The organism is Pseudomonas fragariae (ex Marin et al. 2024) (assembly GCF_059621105.1).
Window position 1 is genome coordinate 1457191 of record NZ_CM184369.1, and the last position, 22259, is coordinate 1479449.

Consider the following 22259-nt stretch of genomic DNA (forward strand, 5'->3'; position numbering starts at 1 on the left):
TTTGAAAAGTCCTTCAGCTCCTGTGTGGCATGGGAAAGGCACCGGTTCCACAGAAAAACAGCTGGCTGAAACGTTTCAGGCTTGTGCGTACGCAAGCGAAATACGTCTTGCAGGGAACTGGAAAGGCGGGCGTGCCACGTAGGGGGACACGTTCAGGACATTCCGCACATGGCCGCCGTTGCCCTCCACGTTTCGTCTCCTCGTTTGCTGGCTCGTTCGGTACAGATCGCCGTTCTGGCCCTGGGGGCGCTGTGTGTGGGCTGTCAGTCAGTCGATGACTCACCGTCGCGCCTGGACCGCTTGCCGCGACTGGTCGCCGGGCTGGGGCATCGCTCCGCCGACGCGCAGGCCGACCCCCTGGCTGCAACGACTGTTGCCGATTTGCCCGTCTACAACGGCGAGGACGTTTGGCAACGGGTGGCGCAGCGATGCCGGCTGGTGGACGGGCAGGGCGTCAATGAACGTATCGCTCGCCAGCGTGACTGGCTGCTGAACAATCGCGGCTTCCTGACCGGGGCCAGCAAGCGCGCCACGCCTTACCTGCATTTCATTGTCGAACGTCTCGATGAGCGCAACATGCCATTGGAGCTGGCGCTGCTGCCCATGATCGAGAGCTCTTACAATCCCTTGGCCAACTCCCCGGCGGCGGCAGCGGGCCTCTGGCAGTTCATCCCGTCCACCGGTCGCCAGTTCAACTTGAACCAGAGCGCTACCTACGACGCCCGCCGCGATGTCGTCGCGTCAAGCAAGGCGGCGATGGATTATCTGACTCGCCTGCATGATCAGTTCAATAACGACTGGCTGTTGGCACTGGCGGCCTATAACGCAGGCGAGGGCACGGTTGCACGAGCGATCGACGCCAACCGTCGACGTGGCATGCCTGTCGACTACTGGCATTTGAATTTACCCCGGGAAACCCAGGACTACGTTCCGCGCCTGCTGGCACTTTCGCTGGTGGTGCGCAATCCAGGCGCCTACGGCGTGCAACTGACGCCGGTCGCCAACATGCCGTATTTCGATGTGGTTGAGCTCAACCACACGGTAGACCTGACTCAGCTCGCCGCCACCACCGGGGTAGACGAGGCACAGTTGTTGCGCCTCAACCCGGCATTCCTGCGAAAAAAGACCCCGGATGGCCCGGGACGTTTGCTGATTCCCAAGACCCACACGCAGGTGTTGACGGCAGGTATCGAGCGGATCACCGGAGAGTCGCCGACAACCGCTGTCATCCCGGCAAGTCCCGGAAAGCGTGTGATCGAGCGCGAGCCATCGTCGCAAGTGGCCGAGCGCGCTCCGACGCCTGAGCCGTTGCAGGCAGCAGGGCGCGAGCAGACGGCAGGCCTGATGCAGGTGCTTGAGCGCGAGCCAGCACCGGAATCGGTGCAGCCGGTCAGGCGTGAACCGCAACCGAAAGTCGTCCAGGTTGCCAGGCAGGAGCCCTTGCCCGGCCCCGCGCAACCCGTTCATGCTGCCGAACAGGTAACTGTGTCCGACCCCATCCAGCCTGCGCGTCAGGCGTCGTCGCAGGCGACAAACGAGCGTTCGCTACTGGACCGCCGGATACAAAAGAGGCTGTACATTGATGACCGTTCGTCGCCACGCAAGCGCGACGAGATCGCGTACCGCGATGAGCCGCGTGAGCTGCCGAACGGTCCTCGTGTCGTGGTGTACGCAAGCGATCCACGCCAATAACCTCTCGATTTTTTTCTCCTGAGCGCTTAAAGCACCTGAAAATTGCCCTTTTTTAGTGCTTTTTCGCGTTCTCAGCGCGTGCCCGAAACCTTCGAATAAAAAATTTTGATCCTTTTTTTGCCTTTATAGGGACGTAAAAAGGGTGGCGGACCAAGCGTTACCAAATATGTTTCTCAATGGCTCACGCAAACTTTGTAAAGAATTGTAAGGAAATACTTACACATTTTTTGAAACAATCTCAGTGATGATGAGGTATCAGCGCTGCTTATGGTGAGAGGCGTTCATAACGCTATAAGCCTGGATTGCCAGATTGTCCTACAGTGAATCCTTTCAGCGAATTAGCCATTTTCAAAACCTGCAAATACGCATTCTGAAAAGGCCACGCGTTCGGATTACCGAATGCATGGGTGGCAAAAAGCTATCGCGAGATGAGCCCAAAAAATGGGAGGGTTATGGATCCAACCAGATCAGAGATGCGCCATCGTTCGGAAATCCGACTGTGGTCTTGTTTGTATTAGCCCAGTTGCCGGGTTCTGTCTTGCAACCGGTTCTCCCTATTTGGACGTGTGGAGTAAGTTAAACGTTAACCGGTTTTTTCTTGAGTGTGTTAGTTGTAGGTGTATGGAAAGTTAATACAGTACGTTCCTACAAATAGCTGTTTTGGTGTGCTCATTTTTTATTGCTGTAAAGAACTAACGTGCTGCGGCGGCTATTAAGTGTGCTACCAGATTCATGGGGTGGCTATCTGTTTTTTCTGCGATTGGCAAGTTACAAATTTTTCGATTTCATTATGACCCATGATCGGGCATACGGCTGGATTCCCCGCAGCCATGGAGGCTGCAGCGACGCTTGGCTAGCGTAAGTCCATGATAATTTTGGAATAAGGATATATTAACAGAGTCATTTCAAAGCGCTTGCGCTATACCGAGTGGGTCTTAGGGGGGGTGGCGCTACTTGATAGTGATTCTCGAGTTTGTGAAATTTTTCACCGTCTGTGGGGAACTAAATTACTATATGTGTGCCTTGTAAGACGTGGTATTAATATCCCGCCTTCCTCCCGCCATGAGAGTGATCGATGAGCACAGACATTGATAACGACGTTCGAACGTGTTGGAACGTAACTGCATTATCGGCTGGTCATCAAATTGTAATGAACAGCGCGCTACTGGATATGGACTTGCTTCTTTGCGGGGAAACCGGCACCGGCAAAGATACCCTGGCCAGCCGGATTCATGAGCTGTCGAGCAGGACCGGGCCCTTTGTCGGCATGAACTGTGCGGCCATCCCCGAATCGTTGGCAGAGAGCCAGTTGTTCGGCGTGGTCAATGGTGCGTTCACCGGCGTGTGTCGGGCTCGCGAGGGCTACATCGAAGCCTCCAGCGGCGGCACCCTCTATCTGGATGAAATCGACAGCATGCCGTTGAGCCTTCAGGCCAAGCTCTTGCGGGTGCTGGAAAGCAGGGGCGTCGAGCGGCTCGGCTCGACCGATTTCATACCACTGGATCTGCGAGTGATTGCGTCGGCCCAGCGTCCGCTGGATGAACTGGTGGAACAAGGACTTTTTCGTCGTGACCTGTTTTTCAGGCTCAATGTGCTGACACTGCAGTTGCCAGCCTTGCGCAAGCGTCGCGAGCAGATTTTGCCATTGTTCGACCAGTTCACCCAGGACATCGCCGCAGAATCCGGCCGCTCCGTTCCAACGCTCGACAATCGACGTGTACAGATCCTGTTGAGCCATGACTGGCCCGGCAACGTGCGCGAACTGAAGTCGGCTGCCAAGCGTTTTGTCCTGGGGTTGCCGTTGCTGGGCGCTGAGCCGGTCGAAGCGCGTGACCCGGTAACAGGGCTGCGCATGCAGATGCGCGTCATCGAGAAAATGCTCATTCAGGATGCCTTGAAGCGACATCGGCACAATTTCGACGCTGTGCTCGAGGAGCTCGAACTGCCCCGGCGCACCCTCTACCACCGCATGAAAGAGCTGGGGGTTGCTTCGCATATCGACCTGGTAGCCGAGTCCTGAATCGCTGCTGCGCTCGCGCAACGCTGATGCCATTGGAGTCATGAAATGAATCTCGACGATGAGTTTGACGATCACCTGGATGCGGAGCGCGTACCCAATCTGGGGATCGTCGCCGAAAGTATTTCGCAGCTCGGCATTGATGTCTTGCTGTCGGGCGAGACCGGTACCGGTAAAGACACCATTGCCCGGCGCATTCACAACATGTCCGGGCGCCAGGGTCGTTTCGTCCCGATGAACTGCGCAGCCATTCCGGAATCGCTCGCCGAGAGCGAGCTGTTCGGAGTGGTGAGTGGGGCCTATACCGGCGCCGACCGCTCCCGAATGGGCTACATCGAGGCGGCGCAGGGCGGAACCTTGTACCTGGATGAGATCGATAGCATGCCGCTCGCCCTCCAGGCCAAGCTGCTGAGGGTGCTTGAAACCCGTGCACTGGAGCGTCTGGGTTCGACCTCCACGATCAACCTGGATATCTGTGTGATTGCCTCGGCCCAGGCCTGTCTGGACGACGCCGTCGAAGAGGGGAAGTTTCGGCGCGACCTGTACTTTCGCCTGAACGTGCTGACCCTCAAACTGCCGCCGCTGCGCGATCAGCCCGAGCGTATCCTGCCGCTGTTCACCCGGTTTGTGGCGGCGTCGGCCAAAGAACTGAGCGTCCCGATTCCCGATGTATGTCCGTTGCTTCAGCAGGTACTGACGGGGCATCACTGGCCCGGCAATATCCGCGAGCTCAAGGCCGCTGCAAAGCGCCATGTATTGGGCTTTCCTCTGCTTGGGGCTGACTCGCAGACCGAAGAGCACCTGGCGTGCGGGCTCAAGTTCCAGCTGCGGGCGATCGAAAAGGCCTTGATTCAGCAAGCGCTCAAGCGCCACCGCAATTGCATCGACGCGGCCAGCCTGGAGCTCGATATCCCACGTCGTACGCTCTACCGCCGCATCAAGGAATTGAGCATCTGATTTTTTGCAGAAGTTCTGGAACCGATTCGCGGACGCATGCCACCTAGCTGTACCAAGCAATTACGCTGGTACAGACGAAGGGGTATGACGTTATGACTATCATGAGTTCTCTGGCGGGTGCAGGTCGCGGTGTCGTCAACACGATCGGTGGTGCCGCTCAGGGCATCAACAGCGTAAAGAGCAGCGCCGACCGTAATGCTGCACTGGTGAGCAACACCGGCAGCACTGACAGTATCGACGCGACTCGCTCCAGCATCAGCAAAGGCGATGCAAAAAGTGCCGAGCTTGACGGCACCGCGAACGAAGAGAACGGCCTGCTGCGCGAATCGAGCATGCTGGCGGGCTTTGAGGACAAGAAAGAGGCGCTTTCCAACCAGATCGTCGCAAGCAAGATCCGGAACTCGGTCGTCCAGTTCTGATTTCTTGAAGCCCCTTCGTGCCTGAGGGGGCTGCTACTTTGAGGAGGTTGTGATGCAGAGTCTCAGTCTTAACAGCAGCTCGCTGCAAACCCCGGCAATGGCCCTTGTCCTGGTGCGTCCTGAAACCGAGACGACTGGCGCCAGTTCGTCGAGCAAGGCGCTTCAGGAAGTTGTCGTGAAGCTGGCCGAGGAACTGATGCGCAACGGTCAACTCGACGACAGCTCGCCATTGGGCAAACTGCTGGCCAAGTCGATGGCCGCGGATGGCAAGGCAGGCGGCGGTATCGAGGATGTCATCGCTGCGCTGGACAAGCTGATCCATGAAAAGCTGGGTGACAACTTCGGCGCGTCTGCGGACAACGCCTCGGGTACCGGACAGCAGGACCTGATGACTCAGGTGCTCAATGGCCTGGCCAAGTCGATGCTCGATGATCTTCTGACCAAGCAGGATGGCGGGACAAGCTTCTCCGAAGACGATATGCCGATGCTGAACAAGATCGCGCAGTTCATGGATGACAATCCCGCACAGTTTCCCAAGCCGGACTCGGGTTCCTGGGTGAACGAACTCAAGGAAGACAACTTCCTTGATGGCGACGAAACGGCTGCATTCCGCTCGGCACTCGACATCATTGGCCAGCAACTGGGTAATCAGCAGAGTGGCGCTGGCGGTCTGGCGGGGACGGGTGGAGGTCTGGGCACTCCGAGCAGTTTTTCCAGCAACTCGTCCGGTGTGAAGGGTGACCCGCTGATCGACGCCAATACCGGTCCCGGTGACAGCGGCACTACCAGTGGTGAAGCGGGGCAACTGATCGGCGAGCTTATCGACCGTGGCCTGCAATCGGTATTGGCCGGTGGTGGACTGGGCACACCCGTAAACACCCCGCAGACCGGCACGGCGGCGAATGGCGGACAGTCCGCGCAGGATCTTGACCAGTTGCTGGGCGGCTTGCTGCTCAAGGGCCTTGAAGCGACGCTCAAGGACGCCGGACAAACCGCTACCGACGTGCAGTCGAGCGCTGCGCAAATCGCCACCTTGCTGGTCAGTACGCTGCTGCAAGGCACCCGCAATCAGGCCGCGGCCTGACCGACACCCGCCTGACGGAGAACTCACGTGACCATTTCCCACCTTGGTAATGTTAAAAGCATCTCGCCGGAACTCGGGCAGGATGTGCCACAGGGGCTCGTTTCAGAACCGGCCCAGGCGGATGTCGACATCTTCACCGCTGCCACGCAGCCGGACGGCGTTTCGAGCGGAGCGCCGCTTTCCGAGCATATCGCCAGTGCAATTTCCGGCGGTCTGGGCGAAACCGAAAAAATGTCTCAGCAAGCAATGCGGTCGATGAAGAAAGCCTCCGGGACTGGAGACGCGCTGGATATCGCGGCGATGACCCGGACCTTGTCACAATGCTCGTTGCAGACTGCGCTCACGACCAAGGTGGTGAGCAAGACTGCGCAGGCGCTCGACAAGCTGACTAACTTGCAGTAGAGGTTTCCGTGAAATTTCTGAGCGCAGGGCTGCTGCTGATTTGCATGGTATTGCTCGGCGGCTGCAATGATGAAACCGATCTGTTCACCGGCTTGTCCGAGCAGGACTCCAACGAGGTCGTTGCCCGTCTTGCCGATCAGCATATCGACGCGCGCAAACGTCTGGAGAAAACCGGCGTTGTCGTCACCGTCGCGACCAGCGACATGAACCGCGCTGTCAGGGTGCTCAACGCTGCCGGCCTGCCACGCCAGTCTCGCGCCAGTCTGGGGGATATCTTCAAGAAAGAAGGGGTCATTTCGACCCCGCTCGAAGAGCGCGCCCGCTACATCTATGCCCTGTCTCAGGAACTCGAAGCGACGCTTTCGCAGATAGACGGCGTCATCGTGGCCAGGGTGCACGTGGTACTTCCGGAACGCATCGCACCGGGTGAACCGGTGCAACCTGCCTCTGCTGCGGTGTTCATCAAACACTCCGCAGCGCTTGACCCGGACAGCGTGCGTGGGCGCATTCAACAGATGGTCGCCAGCAGTATCCCCGGCATGTCGACGCAAGCGGCAGAATCGAAAAAGTTTTCCATCGTGTTCGTACCGGCTACCGAGTTTCAGGAAACCACACAGTGGGTCAGTTTCGGACCGTTCAAGCTGGACAGCGCCAATCTGCCGTTCTGGAATCTGATGCTTTGGCTGGTACCGGTTGGCCTGGCGGTGTTGCTGCTGATCATGGCGCTGCTGTTGCGCAGTGACTGGCGCGCCTCGGTCCTTGGGCGGATCGGCCTTGCCGGCCGTAGCCGCTCGACCGTACCGGCGCGCGCGTGATGGACCTGACCGCCGAGGACTATTGGACTCAGTGGTGGTGCAATCCCTGGCCATGGGCGCATCCGGGCTGGCAAAGCCGGTTCGCCGAGCGCTGCGGACTGACCGTCAGCGACTGTGAAGCCCTCATGGTCAGCCGTCACGGCGTGTTTCTGCAGAGTGTCGGCATCATGCCAAGTCAACCGCCGATGCCTGCAGAGCCGGTGTTGAACTGGCTGGCACTGACACCCGCGCAGCGTGATCAGGCGCTGGATCTGGCGCAGCGCATCTGTTTTTCCCGTAACGAAAGCGACGCTCATGACGGGCAGTGGTGCTGGGCGCTGACCAAGGCGTTGCGCCCTGGTGTCTGGCTGGAGCTGGAGCATGAAGATGCGCGCTTGCTGTTGGGTGCCTGGCTTGGGCCTGAGTATTGGCCGCGTTTGCGCCTGGCCTGGGCGCCCGATGAGGTCGCCGAGAGGCCTTGCGCGGCCCCCGAAAATAAACTTCAGACGCTGTGGCAGGCTGTTCTATGGCGTGTCACCACGGTCTGAATATCCGCCTCCCTCTGCATCAGGAATTCGCACCATGCTTGCCAAACGCAGTATTACCCTGACTGCCGACGCAGTGCTGCCCGAGCCAGTATTGCGCCGTGAAGACATCGCCAACAGTCTGCTGGCTCGCGATATTCTGACTGGCGCGCAACGTCAGGCGGAGCAACTGCTGGTACGTGAGCAGGCTAATGCCGATCGTCGGCATCAGGAGGCGCTTGCGCAGTTCTGGGAGCGCGCCAATGCCTTTCTGCACGAGCTGCACGTCCAGCGCGAAGCCTTGCAGCAGCAGGCCATGACTGCTGTAGAGGAACTGCTGACTGAGGCATTGAGCCAGTTACTCGACGAAACGACCCTTGCCGAGCGTGCTCGGGCACTGGTCAGGAACCTGGCAGCCAGCCAGCTCAACGAAGCAGTGGCCACACTCAGCGTTCATCCAGAGATGGCCGAGCCGGTCGCCGAATGGTTGGCAGAGAGCCGTTTTGCCGAGCACTGGGCGCTCAAACGGGATGCGACGCTGGCCACTGAAAGCCTGCGCCTGAGCGACGCCAACGGCGCTTTCGAAATCGATTGGGCAACGCTGCGCAATGGGCTGGCAGGCGCGGAGCCGGCTGCCTGTGTAGGTTCACAAAATAGATGATTCGGGAGGCCCAGCAAACACTGCGAAAAAGTCATCTTTTCTGTGAGTGCGGAGCAGGGGAGTCACAGAAAAGATGAGAAAAGCCTACTGGACTCACAAAATAGATGATCTATCGGAACACAGATAGTCTTCCCCGCTTGGCCGTTCATCAACGAGGTTTGTGCACTCAGCCAAAGTGAACAGGCAGTACTAACGGAAGGTCATCAGGTCGAAGTGATTCACGCAATCGGTGGCGGCTAACGCTGCCCTGCTTTGAAATGCATTATTGATCACATGACACGATCAAGCCCGCATCAGCGGATGCGAGCTTTTTAGTTACTCCCCCTCGATCAAATAACATGTGCATCACCCACAAAATCATACCGCCGGTGAACAATAGTTATCGTGCTCGGAGAGGCACTCTATCACTCAAGGGACGTGATAAATTTTCGCGAGCAAGTCTTGGACGACGGGCAGCTTCAGCTCGACCTTGCGCTCCAGGAGGAACCGTAGGAACTCGTCGTCCTGCGGCTTTGGAAAATAGTGCGAAGGCTGGAAGTCAAACTTCCAGTTCTCATGTCCCACGAGTTTCAATGCGACATAAATCCGTTGGGCGGCGTTGTTCGGCGCCTGACCCCAGCCGGTGGAAAAGAACATAGCTGATTGGGCGGCCGGCCGTGTGCACAAAAGGCGTCTCGGTGCCAGATCCTCATCTTTGTGCAGCTCGTGTTGGGTGAACCCGCCTAGGCCATAGACGATCGGCGCAGCAGTAGCGGTTGCGCGTGTGGCCGTCATAATTCCCTCGGCATTTGTCTTGAACGTATGAAGAGCAAAAAACAGGGCCACATCAATATCATGCGTGACGTCTAAGCCTACGCTTGGAAGGCCGTAGTGCTGTGCTGTGGCGAAGCCCCACATCCTGTAACGATAGGAATTGACGAAATTCAGCAGTTCCCGCTGCATCCCCTGTTCTTGAACCCGCTCGTGAACATATAGATCTAGCAATGCGGACCATGCACCAAAGCTGTCCGGGAAGTACAGATTGGTTCTCACTGCGGAAGGCAGCAAAGAGGGCTCATTTACGTCCTCCGCCCCATACAGCCGGAGCAGTTCATCCTTCGTGCGTCCCGCTTTCTCCGTCGTGTAATGGTTGGACTGTCCGCGCCATACACCGCTGAAGTTAGGGTCACCTGATTTCACGCTACCTGCGAGAGCGCGAACCTCCTCAATGGAACCGACCTCGATGACAGGTACTCGGCGGAACGGTACTCGTAAAAATGTTCCATTGGCCAGTTCGTCTAAGGGGCCAACAGGCAGATTTTCCGTGCGCCCGTAAACGGCAGCGCCGTGAGATGGAGTCCAGCTCCAGCAGTTTCCGTAAAGTGGATCTACGTAAGCAGGCGTTCCTGCGCTCTTGTTGACTTGTCCGATGTCACAGGCAGGGGAGACCCGATCCGCAATCGGATTGACGTTATGCAAGTGGGCGAATAATTGGTCAGCGGAGCGCATCGAGCATTCTCTGGCCGGCCTGGGTTGCGGCTCCCAGCACGGCCGGGTCTACTGGAGGGAGCGTTTGAACATTCACGGCCCGGTAAGCAGTGTCGATGTTGGCGTGGCCTGGCGAGGCAAATTGTGTTCCCACATCCAAGCCAAATACATAGGAACATGCTGCTTCAACGAAGCTGGGCAGACAAGCGTCTGCATAGGGCCTATGAAAAATCTTGGGGCTTCCCCCTGTTTTCTCTTCAGCTTGGGTAACTATGTCGTGCAAATTCTTGGTGAATTCGTACTTATCTAAATAGAGACCCATGAGGCAGTTCAAGGGTGCTCGTATAAGCTCAATCACCGCAGGCTCATCCTTAATGCGGAATGCCAGCTTGCCGCCGATGCTGCTAATCCGGACAACCTGAATGGTGGGTCTGAAACGCAGCGACTGCAAGGCTATTGCAGTCGCCTCAGTAATCTGTGGATCCAGAGCGCGACAAACGGCAACCTTTTGAGGAGGCACTATGTATCCATCTATCAAGTACTTAAGCAGGATTGCGAAAATCTGCTTGAACTCAGGTTCTGCATATTCAAGAGGCATCAACAACAGGCTGTCAGGTTGGTCGCCCGGTACGGTTCGTTCCTCAAGAATGCGCGCCGCGACCATAACGTCGGCTACGGACGTCCAAGCAGAAAGCTCGCCCAGTATTTCGGCGCTCCTTGCTTTTGGAAAATGCTCGTCGCTCATCAAATTCTCCCCGGGTGTTCACTGTCACGCTGCAATTCTTGCTCTGTGCGCCTAGCTTGCTTAAAACCTTGGCACGCGAAGTACATAAGTCTTGAGTCGATGGTCTCAGCCACAAATTGATCGCAGCTTTTGGCCGCACACTCGGGCTTAGGCGCACATGCAACTTTATTTTTCGATACAGAGAAAAAACAATGTCAACGTCAAGAGAGTACCATGGAAAATCAAGTGCCTAGGGCCTTACATGAGCACCACGTAGGCCTCCCCACTACCGTTCGCTGCTTAGGTTTCAGTGACGTTCTGGCCTTTTTTGCAGGACTCTGCGATGGCCCAAACGGTATGAGTTTCCGACGCAGCCTGAAACTTGGTCGCGGATCTCTCAGCGCTCTCGGGCTTTTTTTGGTCACCGCATTGCGGCCACTTGGAGAGCCCCAGTAAAGGAAGGCATGGCAGATCCAGTCGTGAATTATGCGCTCCAGTAGTGCCAAATCGGTGATGCGCCTTGGCTATTGGTTCGCAGCGCAGTGCTTGCCATTCGATCAAGCTACGAGCTAATCTCGTGTGCACTCTGCGTTAGCAGAGGCCGGGCGTTTTCAAGCCCCAATGTCTGGCCGTAAGGCCCATACCGAGCAGTAGTCCTCATCCAGTTGAGTTTCTGCATACGGACGACACCTTAGCTGTCCGATTGGACGCAAGGAACACATCACGGCCCGCGCACTTTGGTGCTGCGTTGCCAAATAAAAAAGCTTGTACGCTTCTAAGGATCAGATCGCGTAATGGCACGTTTAGAACTCATGAGGCTCGATGCACTGTTGCCCATTGAGGCGTCAGCAGAGCAAAGATGCTGCCCCCGACACTCATGATCTCGAGGGTAAGACTGGCAAGTACTAGCCAGGAATTTTGGTGTGGTTTTTTGCACATGAGCCCGCCCATTTTCTGCCCCACCCTTACCTTTCAGGTGAGGTACCCGTAACGGTGTTTGTGCGACCTTTAGACGGTCGAACAAATGGCAGATCAAATATCAGCGCCGGCAATCGAGGCGCAAAATCAGCTCAGCGCGCAAATAGGATTTGTGACGACTGCAGCAGGCTTCACTAGGCGTGGCTTTGATGCACTGGAGCATTGGCCACAGCCGAAGCGCAATCAATGTCACGGGGATAAACACCTGTGACGTATCTGGATCCTGCCATCGGTAGGACCAATAAACATTGGCTGAAACACGCCCGCAAAAGAAAGTTCTTCTATTGAGGATCTCTTATGAGCGGATTGCGCGGGCAACCTGATTGGCTGAAAAAGATTTTTCCTTCGATTGTGAAGGAAATTCTGCGTCTGATTTTTCGCAAGCTTGTTGAGTGGGCCTGGGAAAAAATGCGCGAGATGATCAGTTAGCCTTCAAAAAGCGGCCCACCGAGTGGGCCGCTTCCGCCAATGTTGTTCAAAACGTTCGTAACAACCCTATGACTATGTCCAAGGTTGTTTGTCGACTGAAGCGTCAACTTCCACCTTCACTGCACTCATTTCGAAAATTGGGCCTAGGCGCTTTCGGGTCAATTCGCTCATGAACAAGCCGTAGATAGCCACAGCCCGTACTGGTACGCTTTTCGTTAAACTGAAGCGTCAAACTGCCCCCACAGTTTCCGCTGATGCAGTTTTGGCCTGGGCTATCGGCAACCGCCGATATAGCCGAATTCTCGGTAAAGTCCCCAGCTTGGGTGGCGATGCCGCACGAACACACAAATGGCTTCAGGGCCCATCTGAATTTTATGACTCCACCTTCAACCGAACTACACACATGGTGGCCGTTCGGCACTTCGCCTTGACATCATCGTCATTTCTGACGATGCTTGCGACATGAGATATCCAGGCGGAAAAGGCAAGTGCTACCAGCGCTTTATCAATCTGATGCCACCGCATCAGACATACATCGAATCCCACCTTGGTGGCGGGGCAGTCATGCGCAACAAAAAGGCTGCGCAGAGGAACATTGGCTTGGACCTCGACGCCAAAGTCATTGAGCTTTGGCGAACGAAGTTTCCAGATACCTGCGAACTCCACCAAGTCGATGCAGTTGCGTTCCTTGAAGGGTATCCGTTCGAAGGCCAGGAGCTGGTCTATGTTGATCCGCCCTACGTCCCTGAAACCCGCCGCCGAGCGAAGGTCTATCGATGCGATTACTCGGAAGAAGACCACATCCGCTTACTGCGGTGCTTGGTCGCATTACCTTGCAATGTGATGCTTTCAGGCTATGACTGTGGTCTCTACAACCGCGAGCTCATCGGGTGGCGCAAGGTGAGTTTTCCAGCTAAGACCCATGTAGAGCTGCGCGAGGAGACGGTGTGGATGAACTTCGAACCTCCCAGCAGTTTGCACGACAGTCGATACATGGGCGAAACATTCCGAGACCGCCAAACCATTCAGCGTCGCCAAACCAGGCTCCGTACTCGTATCGAGAGCCTAGATCCCATTGAGCGACACGAGTTACTGCAATGGATGCAGGAACACTACGGCATTGCCGAGGAGGCCGCCTGATGCAATTAGGCGCTATTTTCATGGACCAAGCGGTCTTCAATGTCGAGCTGCCCAAAGCAGACGCCGAAGTTATTCCGGGCGTCCCGTGGGGAGCCATGGAGGCGTTCCCAACTCCTGCCTACTGGGCATACCAAGTGTACGCACGCCGTCTCACTGGCGATCGGATCAACTACAAGCTCGGGGTAACGCTGAAAGAAGAAGTTGGCGCGTGCTTGTTGGGGGGGCATGGCATCCCCGCTAGCGTTGGGCTCGCCGCCTTTCACCACGTCAAAGAACGCGGTGCCTTTGGCGACCAACCACCTTCAGAAGAAAGCCTGCTCGAGTGGCTGAAAGAGCCCCTTGTTATCGATGGTCGCCAAGTGCGGTACCGCTTCGCCACACAGAAGGCTCGCTACCTCAGCGCGGCTCTTCAGAAGCTGTCTGCTGAACGGCCTCCGTTAGGCTCTGGCAAAGCGCTGCGCGACTGGCTGCTGGATATTCCAGGCATTGGTTACAAGACCGCATCGTGGGTTGCCCGTAACTGGCTGGATGCGGACGACGTAGCAATCCTGGACATCCACATTCTCCGTGCCGGGCTACTGGGTAGGTTCTTCGAGAGCAACTTGACCGTTGAGCGACACTATCTGGAGCTGGAAGAGCAGTTCATCCGCTTCAGTAAAGGACTTGGCGTCAGGGCATCGGAGCTCGATGCCCTGATGTGGTTGGAGATGATGTCATCGCCCGCCACGGTGCACAGCATCATGGGCATGGGGCACCACGCACCTGATTCAGGTTCTCGTAGCAGACCCAAGAAGAGCAAGGCCAACCCCAGCCAACTTTCCCTGATCGGCTAGGGTACTGGCCCAAGGCTCACCGGTGATACCCAGCGGACAGAAGTTGAGTCCCTGGGCTGTCGCAGTTAATGCCATGACCGCGAGTAGCACCCCAGCGTCACGCCAAACAAGGCTGCATCCATCTTGGTATTTACCCAATGTTTTTCCGGGCTCGGCCAGAAACAGAATTCGTGTTGCCTCATCACCGCCCAGAACCCGCAGACTGAGTTCATAAAGGCCTGCAAGCTTGCCGGTCGAATGTCGGAGCTCTACCAGTTGGTGGGCCCTAGGCTCATATATCCACCATCGATCATCTTCGGGCCGCTTAACGACGATATGTATAGGGTGGATCGCTCCAGCCGAGGGGGCCGCTCGATGCTCCAGATCAAAACCTAGGTTTGACGTACCGGATCCTCGAGTTCTGCATGCATGCCAGAGGAAGGCTCCGAGCTGCAGGTCATAGACGACGCCGAACTCGCGATGCGACGCACGCGCATCCAAAACCTCGCCGAACGGCCGGTCTAATGCCTCCGATGAACCAGGGAGCGGGCGGACATCACCAATTTCCCACTCGAGAGGCTCATACCGCTCAGGAGCCACCCTTGGAATAGGGTCACCCAAGTCGATCCAAGTCATACCCCACCTCTTGAAACACCTCCATGTATTTGTTGCAACCCCGGCAGTTGCCACACGCGACATGCGACTTATGGCAGCTGTGCGCCCAGGCCAGAAGACTCGCAGGGATGCCAGACTCACGGACAAGCTCGGCAGTAGAGAGCTCAATTGCTGGTGCCTCAACCACCATCCCGCCCTCTTGGATGGATACAAGATGGCTGATCGCCGACATGAACTCGGGCGAACCATCCCTGTGGAAACCATCCGATTTCACGGTGCCCAACCACAAGTGCGTCACGCCGAATGAGATTGCCTTCATCGCCGCCAGCGTAACCAGCATCTGGTTCCGGTACGGCCACCAATCAGAGGCTGGAGCCAAGCTGTCGGCTTGGGTACCTGCCATGTCTCCCGAGCCCAGCTGGCGGCAGTCGACCTCAATTACATGATGTGGGATTCCCAACTGTTGGCAGATCGTCCTTGAAGCCTCGATTTCGGCCTGCGCCGCGAGCTGACCGTAGTTCAGGGTGAACGCGATGTCCGGCCGCTTCCACCAAGCAATCGTCAAGGAATCCATACCGCCGGACAACAACAATCCGGTCTTCATAGCACCACCGCTTCCCAGACCGTCTGATAGATCGCACTGACGTAGTCATCGGTGATGCGGCAGTCGGAGCCTTCCATCATTTTCTTGTCCTGTTCGGACTCATTTTCCGCGTAAAAAACGACAGGTTTGTTCAATGCCCGAGCGTAGCCAATCTCGTAGATTGTGCCCGAGTCGAGCCCGTCACCAATCGCAAACAAAACGTCGCAATCGCGCACCCCTTCAAGGTCCTTTTCGACCACTTCCTCAGCAGAGCCAAGACCGACGTCATGATATGGGGAAAATACAACCAGCCCCATTGCCTGCAGGTCTCTACGAGCCTGCCCGACTATCCACAGCTCTGCGAGGGTGAAGAATGGTCCTGCGAGGTACACCTTAGGGGCGTAGCCATCGCGATACCGAGCTGACGGTTGCAGCGGGTTCGGCTTGAAGCCAGCAAGCAAAGCCTGGTCGGGGAAGCCTTGATTCTCGCAATAAAAGGCTGTCGCAATGGATGCAACCGCGGCTGCATCATGAGCCGAAAGATTTTTATCCATCCAGCCCAACGCGAAGTGGGCGGCGAAGGTATCTCCCGAGCCGATCTTCCATACTCGCTCAGTGCGGTATGCAGGTATCGTAGAAATTACGCCGTTGTCATACACCAAGGCACCCAGCGGCCCCATCTTGATAACAACCACCTCAGCGCGCTCCTGCTCGGCAAGCATTATTGCGAGTTCTTGTGGGGTCAACCCATTGGAGGTAGGCACCAACAGATTGGCCTCGTGGCGGTTCAAGACCAGAGCCAGGTGCTTTGCTTCCGAGCCATTGGCCCTGAAAGACTCTGTATCTTCGGCATTCTGTGGATCAAACACTGCGTACTCAGCATCAACTACTGCGGTTCCATCGATCATGCCGAATCGAAGCACCTTCTCGGCGCTAACCTGCAGTTCCGATTTGATGTGAGTACCACGTCGAATATCTGGGTTGGCGAGGCCATGGATGTACTCGAAAGTCACCCCTGCCTGTGTAGCTGTGGCATTGAACTGGAAACCTTCGGCAGCTGCACGGGCATCAACGACGATCTGAGTGCTGCTATCTACACAGGCGTGTAATTCCGCCTGTCCACCGAAACGGGCAATTGCCGTCGCTGCCCGACCTGCCGACCCATAAATATCGTCCCACGCCGGGCGCATGCACCGCTCTCGGTAGACGCCACCTACGATGCTGATCATAGAGCTCTCCTTGCTCGCAGTTAGATGTGGTAAACGCGAAGACGTACTTGCCCGCCACCGACGTGCAGCACACGTGCCTGGTATTGTTCGCCTTGGCTCATGCAGCTCCGCAATTGGTTCAGATGTGGGTCGACAATTCCGCCTGCCTCAGCGCCTTTCCAAAGTGCGGAGACAACCTGCTGATTGCCAGACTGCGAAAAAACAATGTCGAGGACATCGTTGACGCTCAGCTGCCCAACCACCTGTGCTTTCGGTGAAGCTAGCTGGGTATCAAACTGAAGTGCCGCGCAGGAAGTGGTGGGTGTAGATGGACCCAGATAGCTACCGCCAGAACCAGACATTCGCATCTCCTTCGCGAGTCAAATTGAGTGCAAAGCAATATCACATCGGGAAGGCAAAAGGCCATAACATCCTCATCCTCATCCTCATCCTCATCCTCATCCTCATCCTCATCCTCATCCTCATGCTCATGCTCTAGCGGCGACCGGCACAAACTAAGCATCGTCCCGTATCTGGATCAACGATTTCTCGGCAGCTGGGTGATTTTTCATCAGCGCCAACACACGATGCCCTTGTCTGGAAGTGTCACCTGGAAATGATCAACTCGATCCAGTCGTGATTTGGACTCCGGCTTTGGTAAGCAGCTCGTAAAGCGTTGCAATTTTTGTTCGTGCGCCCCGCGAAGCACAGTAAGTGAATATGACCCGCTGTTTAGCGCGGGTGAAAGCTACAAAAAATCCTGCCGTAGCCTCAATTTCATCCTGGGAAAAACTCCACCAGGCGCCATCATCCAGTCCGACAAAGATAACGGTGTGATACTCAAGGCCCTTGCTCTTGTGGATCGTCATCAAAGGAATTGCGTGCACGCCTTCGTACATGTCGAGGGCGTGGGACCAGTCCGTACTGTGGAGCGAGCTGGATAAAAGATGCTCCGCCGTTGCATCTAACACTTTTTCTAGCCAGCTTCCTTGGCCATAAGCGGCGTTGAAACGGATCACATGCTCTGCACCCACAAAATTTAGGATGTCATCAACAAGTGCGCGTGTGGCCACCTTGCTTCTCGGGGGGAGGGGGTAGCGTGCAGTCAGTTCAGTTGCATATGTGTCCAACACACGAGCAAGCCTACTCTGCCTGATTGAGTCATCGGCATCGATCCCTCTCATTGAGGCGAGCCAATTCTGGCAAGTTGACCAATAACTCCCTGCTCGCGGAGTCATTGAGAGGCGGAGAACGTTGACCACCAGCTTCGAGATTTCCTCCGTCATCAGCTCCTGCAGCATTACTTTGCCGACCATTCCAGCTTCGTTACGCAGCGCCAGATTTTCGCTCGCGAAGGCAGGTTCTAAGAGTTCGGCATATTCTCCCGCCTTTTGTCGAACCAGTATGACGAAGTCTCGAGGAGCCAGTTTCAGGTCGGTAATGTATGACGCTACTGATTGCGCTAACTGACGCGCTTCAGTTTTCGGATTCGGGAAGTCGAGAATTGAACAGCTTTCTCCGTCAATTGTGCCATCAGTCTGAGATATCGGCTGCACAGCTTGTACATCTAATGCCTGTGCCAACACGTGCTGAATACGTACCAAGTCCGGCGAAGATCGATAATTGTTGAAGAGCGAAGTCCGGACACCACCGAAATCAGCATCAAATGCAGAGAAAGGATCATCCATCGCCATTGCCCAACGCATGATCTGCTGCTTGTTATCTCCGACAGCAGTCACGATGGTTTCTGTGCCTCGAAAAATCGTGCTTACAAGATCGTACTGAACTCTGGTGGTGTCCTGGAATTCGTCCATGAACAAATGCGAATAGGTGAGGCGCAAGGCATCCCGCGCCATCGGATTGACTCGCAGCAGCAATTCAGCGAGACGGCCAATCATTGGGAAAGACAGCACACTGTTGCCACCGCCGTGGAGCGACACTCGCCAGAATGCATCTGCCGCCCATTGCGCGACAGTTGGGTCTGGCCATCCTTCTACAGGTAACGACGAGCCAAGCAGGTGCCGACGCTCAAATGTTTTAGACCCTATCTCACGAACATCATTTCTCGTTCCGATTACCGCAGGTGGCGGTGGAAGGTCATGCAGGTAATCGCGAAAATCTCGCTCCGTGTGAGTCGTGATCTCGTAATCGGGTCTTGGCCTCCAGCGGTCAGGTAATGCCTGACCGAAGCGGTCGACCAACCCTTTTGCAAACGCATCAAACGTCATGGAATCGAAGCGGCTCGCATGGGAATGGTGGCAGCGTTGACGTACGCGTGCTGCCAGATTAGATGCCGCATCACGTTTGAAGCTGATAGCCAGAATGCGTCGTGGGGAAGGGGCAGTATCCGTCTGCAGGAGAAAGGCGGCGCGCTGCGCAAGCAGTTCTGTCTTGCCAGCGCCTGGCCCCGCAATGACCGACCGATTTTTTCTCGAACGGACCACCTTCAGCGCATTCGCTTCCAGAGCTTTAACCCCCACGGGTTTCCAATCCTCACGAGCAATTCGGCGTGACGAAACGGCCATAATCAGTCTCGCCTTAAGGAGTTGGAAATATGCCAAACGACTTCAGACAGAACTGTTGGCATTCGTGCAGTCAGGCTCGCCTTGCTGACTCGAGCCAATGCCGCCAAGTGCGTAGCTGGCTTGCTGTGTGTCAGGAAGTGGTACCGATAGCCCGGAAACAATGCGGGGTAATCCTCAAAGGGTCCCGTGTACACCGAAAGTCCTGGACCTGACGTCCCCAGCACAACCTCAGCGGCCTTATCAGCAGCCATGCGAGGACCTCCCCCTTTAGGAATAACGGCGGCATAGTCATCAGGGAAGGCTTTCAGCATGCCGAGATCAAGATCTAGTGGTGCTGAAAAGTAGACCCCGTATGGCTTCAAGCTGTTGATCCAACCCAATAGGGTTGAATGGTCAGGCGAGTTGCTCCATCCGTGCATATTTGCGAATGCCGCATCGGCCAGAACGCCGCTTGTGGTTTCTAGCAATTTGGCCTTGGGCGCACCGAACTCAATGAGCTTCTCAATCGCTGTTTTCACTCGCCCCCACCCCCCACCATCACGGCCGAGGTCCAAGTCAAGCAGAGTCGCGTGAGGGATACCTAGGGCTTTAAGTAAGCGCCAAAAATATTGGACGTGTCGTCCACCGAGAGGGACGATCGCGACAAAAGCAGGGTCAATGAGAAGATCAAGTGCCTCGGCGAGCTGAGGGAGTACGATTCTTTCCGAATCGCCCTCGACAAGCAGAACGAACCGTGCGAAGTAGAGTTCGGGATAAGCCAAGATGGCCCCACGCACGAATTTGCTGGCTTCCACATCGTCAGTTGGCAGCTCAATTCGCTTCACAGTAGATACGCGGGTCTTTGCGTTACAGCGGCAGTAACGGACCTCGCTTGGATCGATTCGGCTAAGAACCGCCGGCGAATGACTCGTGATTATGGCCTGCGCACCGCTGGCCTCAGTCAACGATCGAACCTGGCGGATGATGCGAGCAAGGAAGTAGGGTGAAAGATGGTTTTCTGGTTCCTCAAGAGCAAACAGTGTGAGCGCGGGAATATGGAGTGCATCTTCTCGAAAACCGGCCACAGAACCTTCAACGACCTCACGCTCTAGGTCAAAAACAGCGGCGGCCAATGCAAAATAAAATAGCGACTGCTGTCCATCACTGAGGGCTTCAATACCTCTCTCTCGCCCGTCAGGTCCCTGCTCAAATATGACTGCGATCTTGTTGATCACTTCCTCAAAACGTCGGCTCACCAGACTGAGCCTAGGCTTAGTATTGGAAGCGTCGTCATGCAGGTCGGCCCAGCGTGCTTGCAGAGCCTCGGTAATTGCAGTGATCGCAAACTCGCCTTCAAACGCAGCAGTCAGGCTCTCAGTCGCCTCTTGCACTTTGTCTTCGGTGTCAGAGGACCATTCAATGGCCCTCAGGAGACGGGCGGCCAGCGTGCCGGCAGTTGCTCGGATTTGGCCGGCGGCATCTCGACTTGCAGGGGTGTAATAAAGTTGTATGAGGCCCCGATCGGTCACTGCCACCGGTTGGTATTTGTCCTCTGCGGGCTCGTCATCTAAGCAATCGATCCAAAAAAGACTCTGTGACACCTCTCCCTCAAGCGTACCGTCGTCATCCCACTGTGCCTGAAGCCGCATTCGGCAAACGGGCGCCTGGGCTGCTCTCGTAATCAGCATGTGCCGAAATGAAGGGGCGATGGTTTCCGCGGTTGCAGACCCGTCCAACAATTCCGGGAAGGCAACGATCGCCTCGATGAAGAGCGCTTTGGAATCGCGGCTCTCAGGATCCTCTCCAGGAGCTAGGTGGAAATCCGAAAGTGATACGGTGCGCTGCGCCCGCGTAACCCCAAACAGCTTAGACATAGCCTGCAAAAGCGCAGTTTTACCCGCAGCATTAGGGCCAACGATCGTGGTGACCTCATCTGAGATTGGAACGGAAATCTCATTCGGGCCGAAACAGCGAAAGCCAGAGATCGTGATCGACTCGATGCGCACAGGTTCCTTCCTCAATGCGGTAACAGGCACACATGCTCGTTACTATCGGGCGAGATTAACGCAGTAATAGTCCGCGCACAGCCCTTGAACCCGGATTTTTATGCCATTTTCGCTTGTCAGGCCAAAACGTCGGGCTAACTGCGTGAGAGCAGCAAGCTGATTCCAGGGCCCCGAACAGTAAGCGAGAACACCCTTAATCCATTAATGAGCGTTTCGATAACCATCTTCACCTGATCTAATTATGGGCCGACCTGGCTTCGTACTACTCGTACTAGAGAGCTCTACTAAATGCCGAACCCTCCACGCAATCATCACTTCGTCCCTCAACATTTCCTCAAAGCTTGGCAACACAAAAATGGCAGAATTTACCGTTATCGCCGGTTGCCTTCGAGCGGTGCGATCGAAATCAAGTCAGTGGCCATAAAGCATACTGCTTCGATCCAAGACCTTTATCGGCTCGACTTTGCAGATGGAGGATTTGAGGTCGAATCCAGCTTTATCACCCCTATGATTGATGAAGCGGGTCATAAAATCATCGAGAAGGCGCGTGACAGCAGTGTTCAAGATTGGGAATTGGACGACCGTCGGCAATTGGCAAACACGCTGACACTGATGGAGGCTCGCCACCCAGACATCCTCAAAGCCATGGATGTCCGCCAAGAGCTTGAGCTGTTCAGGAAGGAGATGAAAGACGGACAGCGGTCCTCGCATCGCTCAATTGATGAAGTTATCGATTACCTCAAAGCAAGCAGCTCTCTGGGTGTGCTGTCATTACTTTTGCTTGCCCAGAACGAACAAGTCCCGTTGATTGACGAGGCGTTTTCAGATGGCCTTGCGGCAGCGAACATGCGGGAATATAGCTGGGAGCCACCTTGCTTGCTCGCGTCAGATTACCCCCCATCCCGCTGGGGGCATTATCTGAAAGACCTGCTGCTCATCATCGCAATCGCGCCAGGTAAAGGATTGGTGTATTCCAGCGATCCTAACGTTACGGTTTACGATCGACTTAAGCCGCATACACGTGCTCGGCTCATCAACCTATACACGTTGGCGAAGGCACGTACGGCTTACTACATTGACGATACGCAAGGTGAGTTTGTAGACACGCATCTCGGCTGGGCTCACGACTGTACTACCCTCAAAGAGCAGCGGGAATATGTCTCAAACTTCTTGATGAACGAAGATGCCTGGGATCTTGAATGCCTCGACTGAGTGTGGATCCTATTTAACCTGGCGCCGCGTC

Annotated in this window: 21 protein-coding genes; 13 read left to right on the forward strand and 8 right to left on the reverse strand. The window is 55.8% G+C overall.

The window, feature by feature from the left end:
• The first annotated feature begins 168 nt into the window (after positions 1 to 168).
• The 9 genes from AC54XV_RS06595 (at position 169) to sctL (ending at position 8550) form a co-directional block, all read left to right on the forward strand.
• On the forward strand, positions 169 to 1692 hold the full coding sequence (locus tag AC54XV_RS06595) for a lytic transglycosylase domain-containing protein (protein ID WP_496718169.1): 1524 nt from the start codon (positions 169 to 171) through the stop codon (positions 1690 to 1692).
• 1075 nt (positions 1693 to 2767) lie between these two features.
• The gene (gene hrpR / locus AC54XV_RS06600; RefSeq protein WP_080267145.1) at positions 2768 to 3712 is read left to right on the forward strand and encodes a transcriptional regulator HrpR; all 945 of its coding nucleotides are present in this window, start codon (positions 2768 to 2770) and stop codon (positions 3710 to 3712) included.
• 45 nt (positions 3713 to 3757) lie between these two features.
• Complete coding sequence (gene hrpS / locus AC54XV_RS06605; protein WP_011266878.1) at positions 3758 to 4666, forward strand: transcriptional regulator HrpS; 909 nt, start codon at positions 3758 to 3760, stop codon at positions 4664 to 4666.
• Positions 4667 to 4758: 92 nt separating this feature from the next.
• Positions 4759 to 5085, forward strand: a complete 327-nt coding sequence (locus AC54XV_RS06610) for a type III secretion system major pilin HrpA (protein WP_003314134.1) — start codon at positions 4759 to 4761, stop codon at positions 5083 to 5085.
• Positions 5086 to 5137: 52 nt separating this feature from the next.
• A complete protein-coding gene (gene hrpZ / locus AC54XV_RS06615) occupies positions 5138 to 6169 on the forward strand; it encodes a type III secretion system effector HrpZ (RefSeq protein ID WP_024638525.1) in 1032 nt (343 codons plus the stop codon).
• Positions 6170 to 6196: 27 nt separating this feature from the next.
• A complete protein-coding gene (gene sctI, locus AC54XV_RS06620; protein ID WP_003314135.1) occupies positions 6197 to 6571 on the forward strand; it encodes a type III secretion system inner rod subunit SctI in 375 nt (124 codons plus the stop codon).
• A gap of 8 nt (positions 6572 to 6579) precedes the next feature.
• Positions 6580 to 7386 (forward strand): type III secretion system inner membrane ring lipoprotein SctJ, encoded by an 807-nt coding sequence (sctJ, locus tag AC54XV_RS06625; RefSeq protein WP_240850811.1) that lies wholly within the window; start codon positions 6580 to 6582, stop codon positions 7384 to 7386.
• Complete coding sequence (locus tag AC54XV_RS06630) at positions 7386 to 7913, forward strand: type III secretion protein (protein WP_496718174.1); 528 nt, start codon at positions 7386 to 7388, stop codon at positions 7911 to 7913. The genes sctJ and AC54XV_RS06630 overlap by 1 nt, the downstream gene beginning before the upstream one ends.
• Before the next feature lie 34 nt (positions 7914 to 7947).
• Entirely contained in the window at positions 7948 to 8550 is a 603-nt protein-coding gene (gene sctL / locus AC54XV_RS06635) for a type III secretion system stator protein SctL (protein ID WP_496718176.1), read from the forward strand.
• A 408-nt stretch (positions 8551 to 8958) separates the two neighbouring features.
• Here the strand turns inward: sctL and AC54XV_RS06640 are convergent, their stop codons facing one another.
• Both AC54XV_RS06640 and AC54XV_RS06645 read right to left on the reverse strand, forming a co-directional pair.
• Positions 8959 to 10038 (reverse strand): FRG domain-containing protein, encoded by a 1080-nt coding sequence (locus tag AC54XV_RS06640; RefSeq protein ID WP_225651108.1) that lies wholly within the window; start codon positions 10036 to 10038, stop codon positions 8959 to 8961.
• Entirely contained in the window at positions 10025 to 10762 is a 738-nt protein-coding gene (locus tag AC54XV_RS06645; RefSeq protein WP_225651109.1) for a hypothetical protein, read from the reverse strand. Before AC54XV_RS06645 ends, AC54XV_RS06640 begins: the two co-directional genes overlap by 14 nt.
• A gap of 1254 nt (positions 10763 to 12016) precedes the next feature.
• Here AC54XV_RS06645 and AC54XV_RS06650 point away from each other — a divergent pair.
• The 3 genes from AC54XV_RS06650 to AC54XV_RS06660 all read left to right on the forward strand — a co-directional run bounded on the left by AC54XV_RS06650 (position 12017) and on the right by AC54XV_RS06660 (position 14121).
• Positions 12017 to 12148 carry a hypothetical protein gene (locus AC54XV_RS06650; RefSeq protein WP_010424327.1) on the forward strand — a complete coding sequence of 44 codons (132 nt, stop codon included), beginning with the start codon at positions 12017 to 12019 and terminating at the stop codon, positions 12146 to 12148.
• Positions 12149 to 12610: 462 nt separating this feature from the next.
• Positions 12611 to 13288, forward strand: coding sequence for a DNA adenine methylase (locus AC54XV_RS06655; protein ID WP_496718178.1), 678 nt, complete (start codon positions 12611 to 12613; stop codon positions 13286 to 13288).
• Positions 13288 to 14121 carry an 8-oxoguanine DNA glycosylase gene (locus AC54XV_RS06660; protein ID WP_010424325.1) on the forward strand — a complete coding sequence of 278 codons (834 nt, stop codon included), beginning with the start codon at positions 13288 to 13290 and terminating at the stop codon, positions 14119 to 14121. Before AC54XV_RS06655 ends, AC54XV_RS06660 begins: the two co-directional genes overlap by 1 nt.
• Here AC54XV_RS06660 and AC54XV_RS06665 read toward each other — a convergent pair.
• From AC54XV_RS06665 to AC54XV_RS06690, 6 genes are all read right to left on the reverse strand, one after another.
• A complete protein-coding gene (locus AC54XV_RS06665; protein WP_412548557.1) occupies positions 14056 to 14799 on the reverse strand; it encodes a nitroreductase family protein in 744 nt (247 codons plus the stop codon). The two genes, AC54XV_RS06660 and AC54XV_RS06665, sit on opposite strands and share 66 nt — an antisense overlap.
• Positions 14714 to 15319, reverse strand: a complete 606-nt coding sequence (locus tag AC54XV_RS06670; protein ID WP_010424323.1) for a 7-cyano-7-deazaguanine synthase — start codon at positions 15317 to 15319, stop codon at positions 14714 to 14716. The genes AC54XV_RS06665 and AC54XV_RS06670 overlap by 86 nt, the downstream gene beginning before the upstream one ends.
• Entirely contained in the window at positions 15316 to 16527 is a 1212-nt protein-coding gene (locus AC54XV_RS06675; RefSeq protein ID WP_225651111.1) for a PfkB family carbohydrate kinase, read from the reverse strand. The genes AC54XV_RS06670 and AC54XV_RS06675 overlap by 4 nt, the downstream gene beginning before the upstream one ends.
• A gap of 20 nt (positions 16528 to 16547) precedes the next feature.
• Complete coding sequence (locus AC54XV_RS06680; protein WP_225651112.1) at positions 16548 to 16868, reverse strand: hypothetical protein; 321 nt, start codon at positions 16866 to 16868, stop codon at positions 16548 to 16550.
• A 258-nt stretch (positions 16869 to 17126) separates the two neighbouring features.
• Positions 17127 to 19031: a UvrD-helicase domain-containing protein gene (locus AC54XV_RS06685; RefSeq protein WP_496718182.1), complete on the reverse strand. Its 1905-nt coding sequence runs from the start codon at positions 19029 to 19031 to the stop codon at positions 17127 to 17129.
• Between the two features lie 2 nt (positions 19032 to 19033).
• Positions 19034 to 21016: an ATP-dependent nuclease gene (locus tag AC54XV_RS06690; RefSeq protein WP_225651114.1), complete on the reverse strand. Its 1983-nt coding sequence runs from the start codon at positions 21014 to 21016 to the stop codon at positions 19034 to 19036.
• A 288-nt stretch (positions 21017 to 21304) separates the two neighbouring features.
• Between AC54XV_RS06690 and AC54XV_RS06695 the strand changes: the two genes are divergently transcribed.
• The gene (locus AC54XV_RS06695; RefSeq protein WP_225651115.1) at positions 21305 to 22228 is read left to right on the forward strand and encodes a DUF4238 domain-containing protein; all 924 of its coding nucleotides are present in this window, start codon (positions 21305 to 21307) and stop codon (positions 22226 to 22228) included.
• Positions 22229 to 22259 lie beyond the last annotated feature (31 nt).

Bases quoted from the DNA above. Each gene is read 5' to 3' on its own strand.
- AC54XV_RS06595 (WP_496718169.1), top strand. From the start codon at position 169: ATGGCCGCCGTTGCCCTCCACGTTTCGTCTCCTCGTTTGCTGGCTCGT.
- hrpR (WP_080267145.1), top strand. From the start codon at position 2,768: ATGAGCACAGACATTGATAACGACGTTCGAACGTGTTGGAACGTAACT.
- hrpS (WP_011266878.1), top strand. From the start codon at position 3,758: ATGAATCTCGACGATGAGTTTGACGATCACCTGGATGCGGAGCGCGTA.
- AC54XV_RS06610 (WP_003314134.1), top strand. From the start codon at position 4,759: ATGACTATCATGAGTTCTCTGGCGGGTGCAGGTCGCGGTGTCGTCAAC.
- hrpZ (WP_024638525.1), top strand. From the start codon at position 5,138: ATGCAGAGTCTCAGTCTTAACAGCAGCTCGCTGCAAACCCCGGCAATG.
- AC54XV_RS06630 (WP_496718174.1), top strand. From the start codon at position 7,386: ATGGACCTGACCGCCGAGGACTATTGGACTCAGTGGTGGTGCAATCCC.
- sctL (WP_496718176.1), top strand. From the start codon at position 7,948: ATGCTTGCCAAACGCAGTATTACCCTGACTGCCGACGCAGTGCTGCCC.
- AC54XV_RS06640 (WP_225651108.1), bottom strand. From the start codon at position 10,038: ATGCGCTCCGCTGACCAATTATTCGCCCACTTGCATAACGTCAATCCG.
- AC54XV_RS06645 (WP_225651109.1), bottom strand. From the start codon at position 10,762: ATGAGCGACGAGCATTTTCCAAAAGCAAGGAGCGCCGAAATACTGGGC.
- AC54XV_RS06650 (WP_010424327.1), top strand. From the start codon at position 12,017: ATGAGCGGATTGCGCGGGCAACCTGATTGGCTGAAAAAGATTTTTCCT.
- AC54XV_RS06655 (WP_496718178.1), top strand. From the start codon at position 12,611: ATGAGATATCCAGGCGGAAAAGGCAAGTGCTACCAGCGCTTTATCAAT.
- AC54XV_RS06660 (WP_010424325.1), top strand. From the start codon at position 13,288: ATGCAATTAGGCGCTATTTTCATGGACCAAGCGGTCTTCAATGTCGAG.
- AC54XV_RS06665 (WP_412548557.1), bottom strand. From the start codon at position 14,799: ATGTCGCGTGTGGCAACTGCCGGGGTTGCAACAAATACATGGAGGTGT.
- AC54XV_RS06670 (WP_010424323.1), bottom strand. From the start codon at position 15,319: ATGAAGACCGGATTGTTGTTGTCCGGCGGTATGGATTCCTTGACGATT.
- AC54XV_RS06675 (WP_225651111.1), bottom strand. From the start codon at position 16,527: ATGATCAGCATCGTAGGTGGCGTCTACCGAGAGCGGTGCATGCGCCCG.
- AC54XV_RS06680 (WP_225651112.1), bottom strand. From the start codon at position 16,868: ATGTCTGGTTCTGGCGGTAGCTATCTGGGTCCATCTACACCCACCACT.
- AC54XV_RS06685 (WP_496718182.1), bottom strand. From the start codon at position 19,031: ATGGCCGTTTCGTCACGCCGAATTGCTCGTGAGGATTGGAAACCCGTG.
- AC54XV_RS06695 (WP_225651115.1), top strand. From the start codon at position 21,305: ATGCCGAACCCTCCACGCAATCATCACTTCGTCCCTCAACATTTCCTC.